General features: G+C 39.7%; 13 protein-coding genes. 9 read left to right on the forward strand and 4 right to left on the reverse strand.

From position 1 onward, the window contains the following. Positions 1 to 33 precede the first annotated feature (33 nt). Entirely contained in the window at positions 34 to 924 is an 891-nt protein-coding gene (locus tag EHO65_RS19535) for a formylglycine-generating enzyme family protein (protein WP_135776213.1), read from the reverse strand. Positions 925 to 1043: 119 nt separating this feature from the next. Further along, positions 1044 to 2201, reverse strand: a complete 1158-nt coding sequence (locus tag EHO65_RS19540; protein ID WP_135776214.1) for a hypothetical protein — start codon at positions 2199 to 2201, stop codon at positions 1044 to 1046. Between the two features lie 210 nt (positions 2202 to 2411). On the opposite strand from EHO65_RS19540, the gene EHO65_RS19545 reads away from it, so the two are divergent. The 5 genes from EHO65_RS19545 (at position 2412) to EHO65_RS19565 (ending at position 7261) form a co-directional block, all read left to right on the forward strand. Beyond that, positions 2412 to 2861 carry a DUF2147 domain-containing protein gene (locus EHO65_RS19545; protein WP_135614008.1) on the forward strand — a complete coding sequence of 150 codons (450 nt, stop codon included), beginning with the start codon at positions 2412 to 2414 and terminating at the stop codon, positions 2859 to 2861. 59 nt (positions 2862 to 2920) lie between these two features. Continuing rightward, the gene (locus tag EHO65_RS19550) at positions 2921 to 3370 is read left to right on the forward strand and encodes a DUF2147 domain-containing protein (protein ID WP_135776215.1); all 450 of its coding nucleotides are present in this window, start codon (positions 2921 to 2923) and stop codon (positions 3368 to 3370) included. A gap of 140 nt (positions 3371 to 3510) precedes the next feature. Beyond that, positions 3511 to 5025: a M14 family zinc carboxypeptidase gene (locus EHO65_RS19555; RefSeq protein ID WP_135776216.1), complete on the forward strand. Its 1515-nt coding sequence runs from the start codon at positions 3511 to 3513 to the stop codon at positions 5023 to 5025. Position 5026: 1 nt separating this feature from the next. Next, positions 5027 to 5950: a DMT family transporter gene (locus tag EHO65_RS19560; protein ID WP_135776217.1), complete on the forward strand. Its 924-nt coding sequence runs from the start codon at positions 5027 to 5029 to the stop codon at positions 5948 to 5950. Between the two features lie 84 nt (positions 5951 to 6034). Then, positions 6035 to 7261, forward strand: coding sequence for a hypothetical protein (locus EHO65_RS19565; RefSeq protein WP_135776218.1), 1227 nt, complete (start codon positions 6035 to 6037; stop codon positions 7259 to 7261). Here the strand turns inward: EHO65_RS19565 and EHO65_RS19570 are convergent. Further along, positions 7258 to 8181: a hypothetical protein gene (locus tag EHO65_RS19570; RefSeq protein WP_135776219.1), complete on the reverse strand. Its 924-nt coding sequence runs from the start codon at positions 8179 to 8181 to the stop codon at positions 7258 to 7260. The two genes, EHO65_RS19565 and EHO65_RS19570, sit on opposite strands and share 4 nt — an antisense overlap. A 69-nt stretch (positions 8182 to 8250) precedes the next feature. Between EHO65_RS19570 and EHO65_RS19575 the strand changes: the two genes are divergently transcribed. Continuing rightward, complete coding sequence (locus tag EHO65_RS19575; RefSeq protein ID WP_208744168.1) at positions 8251 to 9375, forward strand: hypothetical protein; 1125 nt, start codon at positions 8251 to 8253, stop codon at positions 9373 to 9375. Positions 9376 to 9471: 96 nt separating this feature from the next. Then, complete coding sequence (locus EHO65_RS19580; protein ID WP_135776221.1) at positions 9472 to 11046, forward strand: methyl-accepting chemotaxis protein; 1575 nt, start codon at positions 9472 to 9474, stop codon at positions 11044 to 11046. Positions 11047 to 11137: 91 nt separating this feature from the next. Here EHO65_RS19580 and EHO65_RS19585 read toward each other — a convergent pair whose 3' ends face one another. Next, positions 11138 to 11578, reverse strand: coding sequence for a carboxymuconolactone decarboxylase family protein (locus EHO65_RS19585; RefSeq protein ID WP_135776222.1), 441 nt, complete (start codon positions 11576 to 11578; stop codon positions 11138 to 11140). Between the two features lie 137 nt (positions 11579 to 11715). Between EHO65_RS19585 and EHO65_RS19590 the strand changes: the two genes are divergently transcribed. Together EHO65_RS19590 and EHO65_RS19595 are read left to right on the forward strand one after the other, a co-directional pair. Further along, a complete protein-coding gene (locus EHO65_RS19590; protein WP_135776223.1) occupies positions 11716 to 12420 on the forward strand; it encodes a DNA-3-methyladenine glycosylase I in 705 nt (234 codons plus the stop codon). Between the two features lie 183 nt (positions 12421 to 12603). Further along, positions 12604 to 13260, forward strand: a complete 657-nt coding sequence (locus tag EHO65_RS19595) for a hypothetical protein (protein ID WP_135776224.1) — start codon at positions 12604 to 12606, stop codon at positions 13258 to 13260. The last annotated feature ends 973 nt before the right edge of the window (positions 13261 to 14233 follow it).

Consider the following 14233-nt stretch of genomic DNA (forward strand, 5'->3'; position numbering starts at 1 on the left):
TGTTTATAAGAGCATGGTCCGTTGTATAGCCTTTTAACCTGCGTCTTTTGCACAACGGAACCCAAAATGATGATATTCCGGATAATTTTGAGGAACATGTGCTCTTCTTTTAGAACCCCTTGCATAACTTGAGGGCCACCACCAAGATCCGCCTTTTAAGGTTTTTTTATCAAAACCCGGACAGTTATCTTCTCCTTCGCAAGGTCCTTTCGGATCTTTCCCGCTGCAAGATTCTCCACATACTTTGTAATTTTCGGAGTACCAATCTTGGACCCATTCCCAGGAATTTCCGGCCATATCAAATAATCCATACACTCCTGCCGGCCTACTTCCTACAGGAGCAGTGGGCATTAAATTTGGAGGATTGATTTTTTTATAAACACAACCTTTTCTTTCGTCTTCTTCGATGACGGCTAACTTACAATTTGCAGGTTTGTTCCCCCAAGGAAATAAATTTCCTTTAGGACCTCTGGCTGCCTTTTCCCATTCCGCTTCTGTCGGAAGTCTTTTACCCACCCATTCACAATATTCTTTTGCAGTATACCAACTCACTCCAAGTACAGGCTGTTTTGGTTTTAGATAGAGATCACCGTAGGCGGGACCGATATAATCGCAGGTACCGTTAAAGAGGCAGTCTTTGCAGGAACCTTCTTCTATACATTTGCTAAAGTCTTCATTTGTGACTTCGTAAAGATCTATGAAGAAGTCGCTGATATAAATTTTTTGTTCGGGTGCTTCGTCCGGATCGTGAGTATTACTACCCCTGATAAAATATCCTTCCGGAATACACTGCATTCCTTTGATCTTTTTTCCGTAGCAGGGTTTGCTCGGGTCAGGAGACCCAAGCACATGAGGAGCTGCTAGAAAGATTATGGATAAAAATAAAATAATAAAATGGATCGGACGAAAGGAGTATGAGTTCATCAAACCTGGAAGAATCCTTTCCCAAGAGGATTCGACCGGGTAGGTTCTTATGCAAGAGAAAAATTGATCGGGAAGAAAGGACCTTCTTCCCTAATTCAAAAGTTTTTGACCGGAAATTTTTACAGGATAAAAAGTGGAACGCTACAAGAGGAAAAATCTATACTTCCTTGTTCAGTAGAATTGTTCCCGTTGGAATCAGTCATAGTGTAAACGTAATAGCCGGAGCCACCGGAGAAGGAGATGGTTCCTGTCCCAGTCAGATCCCCAGCCAAGGTGAAGGATACTTTTCCTGCTCTAGGAAGACAATCTATGTATTTCCATTTCACAGGTTCATCTACTGAAAGTGTTAATGTGAAATTTTTCTCTACATGGACTACTTGTAAGGAACCCGCACTCCAGAGTCGGTACCAGGATAAAGGATTAGAGTCGCTTCTATCCGCTCCGTACTGTAGAGAACTCAAAGAAGAAACCTGGTGAGAAAAGATAAGATTCGATCCGGAGTAACCTTCTCTCAAAACGGAAACGTCTTGCGAATAAGAAGAAATTCCAGGAGAAGTTCCAGTGAGAATATTATTCCAAGTCAAAGAGTAAGCTAGATTGGTTGTTGGAGTTCCCGCAGCATAAGAAAGTGGTGCGCCTGTTCCGGTCACCTTTACTGAAACTCCTTGGAATGAGTTTTCGATGGTACGATTTACTCCAATTTTCAGATTCGTACCGTTTTGTACGAATGGAGAAGAAGCGGAAAGATTGCTCCAAATATTTTCAGTTAGCCCATCGATTACCCAATTGCTAAAAGGTAAAAATCTGCAATTCCCAAATTCTTTAGAAACTAAGAAAGAAGAAGAAGGATCGTTTCCATCCAAAATATAATCTAAGAAGTCGTACGCGTTTGCATCCGTAGAGTTTACTTGTCTGGAGTAATTTCCTCCTCCCCAACAGTTGAATGAAAAATTATAAGCTTCAAGTTCTCCGAAATCAGGTCCTTTATTCCAAAGTCGATGTCCTAAAGAGCTGATCCTTTCCGGCCAACCGATTTGATTTCCTCGGATTGCAACTGATGCACCTTCTCCGCTTAAACCTTCCATGGAACCGGATACTGGATCCATAGCCGAACTTAAAGCCTCTGCAATTTGGTCCCTATTCGTAAGTAAGGATAATGCGACCAAATCGTTTGCTTTGGAACTTTTATCTTCCTGAGAGCAATAAAATAGAAAGAAAACAGAAATAAGGACAGATAGAAATACTCTCAAATAGGGGAGAAAACGATTCAAAATCATAATAAATACTCTGTAAAAACGGGAAAAAACCTGGGTTCTCTACTAGATTAACCTATAAGACTGCATGTTTTTGCGTAAAACCCTATCTCTTTATTACAAAATTCGGGTTTTTGAGCAAAAAAAATGGTTCAAAGAATAGTTTGCTTGCTAGGTTCCAAAGAAGACTAAATATAACCGATTTCAATACAAACGTTAAGGGGTTAATCAAAAATGAAAAAATCACTCGTTTTATTTGTCGTTTTGGCGGCGTTTTTAGTTGGCGAATCTGTATTTGCTGATGCGCTTCCAGTAGTCGGAAAATGGAAGACTATAGATGACGAAGACGGTAAAGAAAAGTCCGTAGTAGAACTCTACGAGCAAGGTGGCAAAATTTATGGAAAGATTGCTAGCTTAAGAGATCCTTTGGATAAAGATGGCAAACCAAAAGTTTGCACCAAATGTGAAGGTGCAGATAAAGACAAACCGGTTATCGGTCTTGTTATTATCAAAGGTTTGAGTCTAGATGATGACGAGTATACCGGCGGAACCATCATGGATCCGAACAACGGCAAAACATATAAATGCAAACTAAAAGCCACTGACGGTGGTGCTAAATTGAACGTTAGAGGGTTCATCGGTTTTTCATTGATCGGTAGAACTCAAACTTGGCTTAAAAAATAAAATTCCAAGTAGCGGGGAGGATTCTCCCCGTTTTATTTCTATTTTAACGAGGTGATTTGATGAAGAGAACGGGCGCAATATTCTTATTCGTATTATTTTTTGCGGGAGCATTCAGTCTTTCCGCAGATCCTGCTCCTGTTACGGGAGTATGGAGAACATTCAACGATGCTGGAACGAAAGAAGAATCTACAGTTGAGATCTATGAGAAGGACGGAAAAATTTTCGGAAAGATCCTAAGCCTTATCGATCCAAATGATAAAGATGGAAAACCTGCTCGTTGTACCGAATGTGACGGACCTGAAAAAGATAAACCTATCCTAGGAATGGTTATCATCAAAGGATTAGGAGCTGACGGGGACAAATGGACCGGCGGACGTATTTTAGATCCAAATGACGGAACTTGGTATAAATGTAGCCTAAAAGCAACCGAGGGCGGAAAAAAATTAGAAGTCCGTGGTTATATCGGATTCTCTCTGATTGGTCGCTCCCAATTCTGGCAGAAAAAATAATCTTCAGATCATTTGATTCGGGGAAGGGTTCGCCTTTTCCCGAGTTTAAACCGTTTTCTTCTTTCCTTAAGTTTATAATTATTCCTTTCAATAACTGAATTCTTTCTTTTCTTTCCGATTCGTTTTCCGAAATTTAAACTGTGACGGGCTTCTTTCGGGTCTTTCTACTCGGCTTCTTATTTTATTCTTATATAGTTTCCTGTTCTATTCTTAGGGAAACCATTCCTTCTCGCCCATTGAACGATGGGGCTATCTCTATTCTTTTAAAAATTGATAAAAACGCCAGAGAGGAATTTGAGAAGGTCACCTCTTGGGAAATTCCTTATACATTTATAGAGAAGGATCATAGTTATGCGGTGATCCACAGGGATAAACTGAAGGCTTACGGTTTTCCTAAAGAAGGGATCAATATCGCGAAAGGGATGCCTTTCAAATATTATTCCGGAAATTACCAGGATTCATTATCAGAATCCATCTTTGCATTAGCGGATATCAAAAAAGGTTATAAGGATAATATATTAAATTCTCATTATCTATTCTGGGTGCATAAACTTTTTCCGAAACATTCTCAGTATAAGATAATCGGAAAATCGGCTAGAGGAAGAGAGATCCCCGCGATCTTACTCACTGATACGAATATCCCGGATGAAGATAAAATTTCAGTTCTATTCAATTGTGCACATCATTCCAACGAAGTTGTTTCTGTGGAACATTGTTATGATGTGATCTATGAACTTTTAGCTCATAAGAAGAAGTATTCCGATATTTTTGCAAAGTTGAAGATCTGGGTAGTCCCAATCGTGAACCCGGACGGTTCTCGTGTGTTTTGGCATGAGAATATGTCTATGGGAAGAAAGAACGGATATCCAGGTTGGGGACAGGTAACTGAAAAAGATAATCCAGGAGTGGATATCAATCGTAACTATCCATTCTTCTGGGGAAAGACAAAATCAAATCAAACTTCTTCCGTATCTAATAGTGTATTTTTCAGAGGACCTTATGCAGGCTCTGAACCTGAAACACAAGCAATGATGAATTTAGCGGAGAAGGAGAGGTTTGCCGCTTCTATCAGTTATCATGCATTTGCGAATTGTATCTTAGTTCCGTATACGATAGATGGGACTTCTAATCCGGAACCCGATCTGGTTTGGAGTTTGGGAAAAAGAATCGCTTCTTCCGTAGAGAGTAAAAATCCAAATCACAATTTCAGCGCTAAAAAAAATATCTACGGTGTGGATGGAGTAGACCAAGATTATTATTTCTTTAAATACGGAACTCTTGCTTATTTAATAGAATCTTCTCATTTGAATCCGCCTTATTCGGATGTTCCTAAAATTGTAGAATCTTTGAGGCCTGCTTGGACGATCCTTTTGGAAGAAATTGCGGATGGAAGTAAACTTTACTTCAAGATCAAGGACGAACATGGGAGTCCATTAGTGGCAAATATCAAATTTGATAAGCTTCTTTTTTACCATGGAGAAGTGAGGACATCTCGTAAAGAAGATGGTATGTTCTTCCAATCCTTTCCGGGTATCCGCGGTATTAAGTTAAAAGTCGAAAAAGAAGGATATGAAACCGTTAACTGGGAAGGAACTACTTGGAGATCTTGGAAAGCGGTTGATATAGTTTTAAGGAAGAAGGCCCCGGCTCAATAGGATGAACAGATATAAAAACGAGGCTGCCTTAATCTTTTGTACCTTGATTTGGGGTGGAACCTTCTCCGCTACAAAACTAAGTTTAGTATCCATTTCTTCCTGTTTGTTTATAGGGATCCGATTTGCGATCGCAACATTTGTTTTTGTAATTTATATTCTTCTTAAAAATAGAAAGAACCCGGTTTCTTATCCGGATTGGAAAACAAATAAATCTTTATACTTCTTGGCATTCCTATTGGGCTTCTGGATGTTTATGGGATTTGCTTTCGAGACGATCGGATTAAAATACACGACCGCTACCAAGTCCGGATTTTTGACCGGGACCTTGGTTGTTATCACTCCGATCTTACAAACTTTATTTTTAAAACGTATGCCAAGCTCAGGGAACTTACTCGGAGTGATCGTAGTAATGTTCGGTTTATTTTTCCTTTCTGCCGAGTCGGTGGGAGAAGATCATAAATTTATAATATCTTATCATCTAGGAGATGTTCTTACTTTAGGCGGAGCGTTTTTCTTTTCTCTTTATATTATCTATGTGGATAAAGCTAGTAAGTCCTGTCCTTTGGACATTCTTCTTTTGTCCCAAACATTGGTGACCAGTGTATTTGCTTTTCTTTTGGCATTCATCTTACATTGGACAGAGTTCGAACCTTTGTTTATCAAAATGGATTCGAGGGTAATGCCGGCTTTATTTTATAATGGTTTGATCTCGTCCGTAGGAACTACGTTCTTACAAACAAAATACCAAAAAGGGATCTCTCCTACAAGAGCAGGGCTTATATTTTCTTTAGAGCCGGTCTTCTCCGCGATTCTTGCCTATTTTACGTTAGAAGAAAGATTAGATGCAACCGGTTTGATCGGATGTAGTTTTGTGCTCACAGGTGTTCTGTTAGCTGAACTATTGGGTCGAGAAAAAAAGTTTTAGAGCTTGTTCTATCCCTCATTTGAGTGAAAATTTAGCAAGTTTTTAGACTCTGGTTTGTAGAATAGAGGCTGGGAGTACCTTGCCATGAAGCGTATTTATTTCGTTCTATTCTTCTTCTCTTTCTGGGCTTGCAATCAGGCAAAATCAATCGATATAGATTCCGCAAAATCTCCTGTCGGCCTTCTCATGGACATTACTTTGTCCGTAGCGATTAACAGCGGGAGAGACGCAGGGCCGGAGTATATGGCCGCTGGAGACAATTGTTCTCTTTTTACTTCTGATGATGGGATCAGTTGGAATATTTCGCAAGGCGCTTCCACTCCGTTTACAGGTTGTTCCGGCGGAGTGATCTATGGATTGGCTCAGGGAAATGGAAGATGGGTGGCAGTCGGGACTTTGACAAGCACTTATCAAACTAATGCGAATAATTGTGGACTATGGAGTAGCGCAAACGGTGTGGATTGGGTAAGACATACTTGCCCGACTCCGAGTCCATCAAGTTATTCTAATACTCCTCTTAGGTCTGTCGTATACGGTGCTGTGGGAGGTGTTGGATTATTCTTCACTTCCGGTCATAAGATGGGTACCGGTGCAAACGAAGACTATTACGGACTAGTCAGTTTGGATGGAATAAACTGGGCATTCAGAAAATTAGGACCGACTCCAACGGTGGATGGTGGTCTTATAACTACCTGTTATTTGGAAATAGACAATGGAGTCGCCAGATGCTCGGGAGAAACAGGTTCTTATTCCGATGCGATCTTAAAATATAATTCTTCTTCCGGGGTTTGGGTGGCGGATACTGATCTTCCGGGTTATATGGGATATGCAGAGTTTCCAAGTTCTCCTCCCAATTATAATCCGAATACATCCTGGTTTTATGGGGGACCAAATCATTCCAGATTTACTTTCGGACAAGGTGATAGCGCAAACTATGTGAATCGAAAATTGTCCGGCGGTGATTGGGTGGAAGTTGTCACAAATGAAATTTTAGGCACCTATGGCATATTATTAAATTCCGCTGCATATAAAGGAAATCTGATAGTTGCGTTGGGCGATGCTTGCACTTGGATGAACTCCACGGATGGAGGAACCAATTGGAATCCTTACGAATCTCTCGGGAGTTGCACTTATGATAATGGAATGCCTGATTTTTTAAGTGTGACTTATAATTCCTACGTAAAACAATTCGTAGGTGCTGGGAGGTCAGGAAGAATAGTGTATTCCGAAACAGGATTAGAACCTTCTTCTTGGACGATCTTATTAACGGGTTTTAGTGGAACGATCAATACTCTGATCTCTAAACCTTAATTTTGTTGGACAGGATTTTCGGAACTTAAGTCCTGAGCAGGAATTCTGATCTTTGCTTTGATCACGGCTTCTTTTGTTTTCGGATCCAATCTAAAAAGTTTTTTGATAGCGATATCCTGCCAATAACGAGATCGATTTTCTTTGATAAATCTTTTTAGAAAATGGATCTCCGCACCTTTTTCGTTTACTTCTTCTTTGCCATAAAATCTATTTTTAAAAACGGAAGCCGAATCAGGATTTTCTTTCAGATATGTATCTACGTTTGTTAGAACATAAGTGCCTGTATAAGGACCTCCAAAAGATAAATTTATACCTTTTGGGTGGGCGATGAAATTTCCTATAAATCGTATCTCTAATCCTCCTGGATTGGAAAAAGAAAATTTAGATTTTTCTAATGGATCGTATTCTATTCGGATGGAATTGGAATGAAGAACTGTATATGTATGAGTCTGCACATGGCCGTATTTGTTTACGGTTGTATAAGTGTGGGTAGTTGTGTAAGTATAAGAGGCGCTGTCTAATACTAGGGATTGATTTTGCGGAAGTCTGGTGACTACGAAATATCTAGGAACTCCTTCTTCTGATTTGCCCAATTGTAATTTTTGGACCCATAAAAATCTGTAATTCCCGTCCCCTTCCATTTCCTTGCCTAAATCTTCTAAGTTGATGCGAAAGTTGGCACCTGCAACAGAAGAGATATATGTTTCTTTCGAAATGGATTCTTCTATTCCTCTGAATATCCCGTTTGAGATACCACCTTTGGCGACGATTAGCCCAAAAGCGACTAAACCTTCTTCACCTGGTGCTGGTTCTTCCAATACTGGAAATGTTTTTAGGCAAGCTAAGCTTAGGAAGGATATAATAAATATAATTAATGATCTAAATCTCCAATCCATTGGTTCCATCTTAAATGATAGCATTACTTATTCAATCCGTTTTGTTAGTTGACTCAGATTAGATTGAAAGAAGCAATATTCTTCTTTATATACATGAAGCGAAACATCCAGGCAAAATTTTCTTTTTTACTTTTATTCTGTATCTTATTTCCAGTCCACATTTTCGCTTCTCCTTCAAAAACAGATTTGGATGAGGATGTTTTAAAAGAGATCAGGGACCATTATGATTCTGGACAAAAGGCAAATAAGTTCGATAGGGACTTAGGTGTTCCTAAAACTCCTAAAGCCAAATTTTTCTCCATACAACCGGGGGGAAGTTACGATATTATTTCCGATCTAGATATCAGTGGAAGAGGAAGATCTGCTGCGATGACTACGGAATCTCAGAGGCCGAATTTCTTTTTTGATATCAGAAGTAAGGATTATAAGATAAACGAAGCATTTGGAGTTCAATTTCTCTTCCATTCAGCCAGAAAAGAATTCGATAAACAATCTTATTCTGTTCCTGCTCCCGATACAGGATCATCCTCCGATTCAAGTTCCTCTTCTTCGAGTAGCAGCAGCAGTAGCTCCGGGAAGAATGATAAAAATTCAGTTACAGCAGATTTAGGAACTAATGTAAAAGTAGATTATAATTATATAATACCTACGTTTTATTGGGGAAATCCGGAAGTGGATGGATTTCGTATGGGTTTTGGTTTCGGGCTCGCAGATATGAGAATGAGAGGGAATGTAGACTTTAGGGATCCGGGAGAAACGATCGGGAAAATGTATGGAGCAATGGGGGACAGGGATACATTTCTTAACACATTGAGTTTTATACAATTAAGTTCCGGCCTAGTGGATATGAGAAGAGGAGATCCCGTATTCAATTATCTTTTATTAAATTTAAGCCAAGGAAATAATTTAGAATTGATGGGGGCATATCTCGCAAGCCAGGGCACTCATTTTTCTACCGATATAATATCAATTTTAGTTTATGCAAATTTGCAAGATAAGTATACTCCTCTGGAGTTATTGGCTTTGAGCGCATTGTCTAGGACAAGTATCAATGCTAAGGACAGACAAGTTTTCGCTTATATGATCTATGTAGAAACTCCTAAATTCGGATTTGTAAAAGCCAGGCTAAGTTGGCATGGACCGTTGTTCAAAGATTCAGGATATACGATCCACATGAGCACGCTTGAACTTGCTTTGATGGTCCCAATCGACTTTTAATTCTTCTAATTTAGATCTGCATAATATCCCTGCTTGACACTCGGTCGATTTGAAGCGATTTTGGGCGGAAAACTAAAACCGCCTAACCGAGGAATAATGAATAGAAATTTGGAATTGGAGCGCCAAGGGGAAGTTGCCGCAAATTATCTGCGGATTTTTTTAACCATAGTTTTTATTTTCGGAACTGCATTCGGACTTGTTTGGAAAAGCGGGATCCAAGCGGTTTTAGGTTATTATATAGGCGGGATTATAGCTTATTCCTTCATCATCTTCTTTTCCATTTTTGTAATGAAGTTTTTCGGTTACAGACCTTGGCTGAAATACGCGACAGTATTCATGGAATTTATAGGTTATGCGATCGTGCAGGTCGGATATTTCGGAACAGAAGACCAATGGAAACCGAATGGGATTTTGAGTCCGGCTAACTATGGGATCTATTTTTTAATTTTAGCAGGGACTATTTTCAGGTTCAATCCTAGATTTACTTTTATCACCTCTACAGTTTTAGCAGTGCAATTCACTTCGATGGCGATGGCACTCACCATTCTAAACCCACAACTCCTTACCATGGGCTATGATGGAATGATCCGATTGAGATCTCCCCTTGTAATTTTGATGGGGGTATTTTTATTCGCGTTCGGAGTTACTATCTCTTATGCAACTAAGTTTGTGAGAAGATTGGTGGAAGAAGCCCAAAACGCAGAAGAAAGAGCCATAAGAAATTATACTTCTGCAAAGGAAATCCTACAAAGTTCCGAAACAGTAGCAGAAGAACTTCGTAAATCTTTAATAGATGTAGAAGATGTAGCGAGGGCAAACGAGGATAGCAGCCGCGATCTGGCGAGTATGGTAGAGGAAACATCCGCCACTTTGGAAGAGATGGGAGCAAGTATAGAATCCATTGCAAAAATGGCTGAACAACAGGATGAATTTGGAGATGATACTTCTACTTCTATAGACAAGTGGAAAGATCAAATGGTCCGAGTATTCGAGGCAGTTTCTTTTGCCAGAAGTTTGGGAGAAGGTTCAGCAGCCACAGCGATAGAAGGTGAGGGCACAGTACGAGTTGCGTTAGATGTATTCTCTCAATTTAAAGGTACAGTCCAAGAAGTTAGTAAAATTTTAGTAGTGATCCAGGATCTCGCTGGAAAGACAAATCTACTTTCTTTGAACGCAGCAATTGAAGCGGCGAGAGCGGGAGAAGCAGGAAAAGGGTTCTCAGTAGTTGCTGAGGAAGTGAGTAAACTTGCTGATTCTTCTTCTCGAAATGCAAAAGAGATCGTAAAACAGATCGGTGCCTTGGGAGAAGCTTCCGACACAAGTTCGGAAAAATTCGGAGAATTAGTCCAAGCTTTCCGTGAATTGACTTCTGGAATTGGTTCCATTGGAGAAGCATTAGCTCAAGTAGGGGATTCGGTAGATAAACAAAAAAGTCTCTCCACCGAAGTGGAAGATAAGAATAAACATATCCGCGATCTTGCTAAAGAAATGAAAAATTCTACATTAGAACAATCGAATGGAGCAAAGCAGATCCTGAACGGGATAGAATATTTAAGCAAAAGATCCATGGAGATGTCTGAGATTACTGAAAAACTCAGAACTAGTTTGGAAAGATTAAAAGTTACTTCCCAATCTTTAACGAAAACATTAGAAGCAACCAAATTAGATTAGAATATTTGTTAGAATCTGATAAATATTTCATACGTCCTTCGATTGAAAGTCGATCCAAAGGTACGTATGAAGTTTTAAACAGACTAGGGTTTTAGTTCGGAGCGGTCATCCCGGTAGAAATGGCGATTCGATTCCAGGAATTGATTGTGTTAATCACTACGATTAACGCGATAAACTCTTTTTCTTCGAACTGAGCTTTAACTCTTGCATATAGATCATCCGGAACTCCATTCTCTGAAATTTTAGTTACATACTCTGTTAATTCCAAAGCGACTCTTTCTTTTTCAGTATAATAAGGAGCTTCTTTCCAGGCGTTTAGAAGATAGATCCTTCTTTCTTCTTCTCCTAATTTTCTGGCGTCCACTGTGTGCATATTAATACAAAAAGCACAACCGTTGATCTGAGAAGCTCGGATCTTGATTAACTCATAAAGTTTGATGTCGATCCCTGAGCTTTTAGCAAAGTTTTCCATCTCCATCATTTTTTCCAAAACTTGGGGATATACTTTGGCGTAATTGAATCTTGCGTTCATTTGTTTCCTCTTTTAAAAGAAAGACGCTCGAAGTGTGGGGATGTGACAGCTGATTGAATTTTTCCTTTGCTGAGTAAATTCGTACTTTTCACCGGTATTTTATTTTATGATCTTATCGTTTATGTTTAGGAGTGTAAATGAGCTCTTTTGACAAGATCCAAAAGCGGGCAGCCAAAAGAAAAGGTGGAGAAAAAGCCCTGCAATCGCTTCTTCCCAAAGTAAATCCGAAAAATAAACTGAGTCGTCTCTCCGATGATCGTGTACTCAGTGAGATGGCAAAACGAGTATTCTCCGCCGGTTTTGTTTGGAAGGTCGTGGAAAATAAATGGCCAGGATTTGAAGAAGTGTTCTTAGGATTCGATCCTACAAAATTACTGAAACAACCGAACCGATTTTGGGATGCTTTAGGATCGAATGAAAAAATCATACGTAATGCACAAAAGATCTCATCGGTAAGAAAGAATGCACAGTTTGTCGTGGAAATTGCCCAGGAACATGGTAGTTTCGGAAAATTTCTGGCGGATTGGCCTATCCAGGATCAGGTCGGGCTTTTGGATTTTCTTTCCAAACGTGGTTCAAGATTAGGAGGTAATACCGGCCAATATTTCCTGCGCTTTATAGGAAGGGATTCTTTTATCCTATCTTCCGACGTTATATTATGTTTACGTGATGTAGGTCTTCCTTTGTCTTCGACTGGAAAATCCAAAAAAGATCTGGCAGCAATCCAAAAACAATTTAATACTTGGGCCGACGAAACTGGCTTATCATATACCCATATATCCCGTATTTGTGCGTTTTCGATCGGAGAAAACTATTCTGCAGAAATGGAGGAAGACTATTGATCCGAAGATAGACAATCCTCCTTTACGAGAATCCGTGAGGGGGTTATAACCTTTCGGTATTTCTACTAAGAAATGGAATAATTCCTAGTAGAAGCCGATCTTGTTCCCTAAGCCCACCCATGTTAGAATCCCGGTTGGTTGAAACTAAAAAAGTTTTTTACCAAATTGTTCAGGGATCTATATATGAAAATTTACGCTTTAGGGTTACTTCTCCCTCTTATAATATTCGCAAATTGTGATGGCTCATCAGATGATCAGAATGCTGTTCTTGCATTGCTATTAAATAAGAAATGTATGAACTTTCCGAAAAATACCACCGTATTTGATTCCGGTGGAGATCCTCTCGTAGAGTTTAGTTGCTCTGTCTCGGGTAAAACATATATCTGCAGCGATGGGCCGAGCATTCAATACAGAACATATTCTTCTATCGAAGGTGCATTATTGGGAGTCGTAAATCCTCCTGGTGGTGGGGGTCAAGGTTTTGGGTTTTTCCCTTCTCAAAGAGGACTTCTTAGGAATAAGACTGTGAGTGCTTCCAACCCGACCAACATTTCGTATAATTTTATATACACGTATGACTTTGCTCACCGCCTAGTATCTGCTTTCAACGCGATTGACTCTAACGATCGAGTTTATGGAGATTATGACTTAAACGGATTTCCTTTGGACGTAGATGGGATCAGTGCGAATTATTCGTATGACCCTGGAAATAAGCGCCCTAGTAGTATTAGTATTGGAGGAACCAATATGTTCTTCGATACAAATGGATGGGCAATTGGGCTCGAGGACGGAGACATCTATTCTTTTCAGAATAGCGGATCTTTACAGGTCTGCGATTGATTGATCCAAGTTTTGGGCGATCCTCCCGCTTCGCGGGAGTCGCGCTGCTATGTGTTCGCTCGCGCTCATCCGGGCGAAGCCCGGACTAAAGCACTTCGCATCGCTATCGCATTATAGAATCTTAATGCTTCATAGATAATTAAAAAATCGTTTTAAAAAATAAAACTGTATATTGGAAATCCACACACATGAAAAACTTTACTCTATCTTTTCCCTTGTTCCTACTTCTTGCTTTATTGGCCGACCAATCTAAATAACCCCGGTTAGACGGATCGGATCTTTTGATTTAATATCTTTCCTGAACGCGGAATCCATATTCTAAAGTTGGAAAAGAAAATCCCCACCCTCTTTGGGTGGGGGCCGGGTCGGTGGTACCCGTTTTCCTTACAAAAACCGCCTTAGCACACTTTTGTAATTTGCACAATTCCCTTTTTTGATCGATATCTTGTTGGAGTTCCTACAAAGAAGGAGAGTAGCTGGCCCTTACTCTACTTGGAAATATTTTATAGATTTCTAATGTATGCTCTTGTTCGGCATTTTCTTTACATTGCAGAGGGGATTTTTTAGAAAATCCTCGTTTTTTCCCCGTAAAAAATCGAATGAATTATCTACGTTTTTCCTTGACCGGTCGCATCAATTCTCTACATTGGTTTTTACGGCCTTTTCCGTATGGGAAATCGCCGGCAAAGCCAAACGAGTTAAAAAGACGGAAGTCCTCTTCCCTCAAAAAGAAAAACTCGCTGCGGCAAATAATCAGTTCTTTAACAACAAATATAACTGCGAATGAGAAATTAAAATTTTTTATTAGCTGAGATTAGATTATGGTGATGAGTTCGCCATAATATTAATAATCTCGAACACTAAGAAAACAAATTAGAGCTACTCTCATTCTACAATAATATCGAAAGATGCAGCCCTTTCTAACGGCATTCCAAAGAAACTTTTGGAAGTTAGAGGGCTTGGCGTGGTTTAC

The organism is Leptospira andrefontaineae (assembly GCF_004770105.1).
Taxonomy (GTDB): domain Bacteria; phylum Spirochaetota; class Leptospiria; order Leptospirales; family Leptospiraceae; genus Leptospira_B; species Leptospira_B andrefontaineae.

Coding starts and splice junctions, on each gene's coding strand:
- EHO65_RS19585 (WP_135776222.1), bottom strand. CDS start 11,578: ATGAACGCAAGATTCAATTACGCCAAAGTATATCCCCAAGTTTTGGAA.
- EHO65_RS19570 (WP_135776219.1), bottom strand. CDS start 8,181: ATGCTATCATTTAAGATGGAACCAATGGATTGGAGATTTAGATCATTA.
- EHO65_RS19590 (WP_135776223.1), top strand. CDS start 11,716: ATGAGCTCTTTTGACAAGATCCAAAAGCGGGCAGCCAAAAGAAAAGGT.
- EHO65_RS19560 (WP_135776217.1), top strand. CDS start 5,027: ATGAACAGATATAAAAACGAGGCTGCCTTAATCTTTTGTACCTTGATT.
- EHO65_RS19535 (WP_135776213.1), bottom strand. CDS start 924: ATGAACTCATACTCCTTTCGTCCGATCCATTTTATTATTTTATTTTTA.
- EHO65_RS19550 (WP_135776215.1), top strand. CDS start 2,921: ATGAAGAGAACGGGCGCAATATTCTTATTCGTATTATTTTTTGCGGGA.
- EHO65_RS19575 (WP_208744168.1), top strand. CDS start 8,251: ATGAAGCGAAACATCCAGGCAAAATTTTCTTTTTTACTTTTATTCTGT.
- EHO65_RS19540 (WP_135776214.1), bottom strand. CDS start 2,201: ATGATTTTGAATCGTTTTCTCCCCTATTTGAGAGTATTTCTATCTGTC.
- EHO65_RS19545 (WP_135614008.1), top strand. CDS start 2,412: ATGAAAAAATCACTCGTTTTATTTGTCGTTTTGGCGGCGTTTTTAGTT.
- EHO65_RS19565 (WP_135776218.1), top strand. CDS start 6,035: ATGAAGCGTATTTATTTCGTTCTATTCTTCTTCTCTTTCTGGGCTTGC.
- EHO65_RS19595 (WP_135776224.1), top strand. CDS start 12,604: ATGAAAATTTACGCTTTAGGGTTACTTCTCCCTCTTATAATATTCGCA.
- EHO65_RS19580 (WP_135776221.1), top strand. CDS start 9,472: ATGAATAGAAATTTGGAATTGGAGCGCCAAGGGGAAGTTGCCGCAAAT.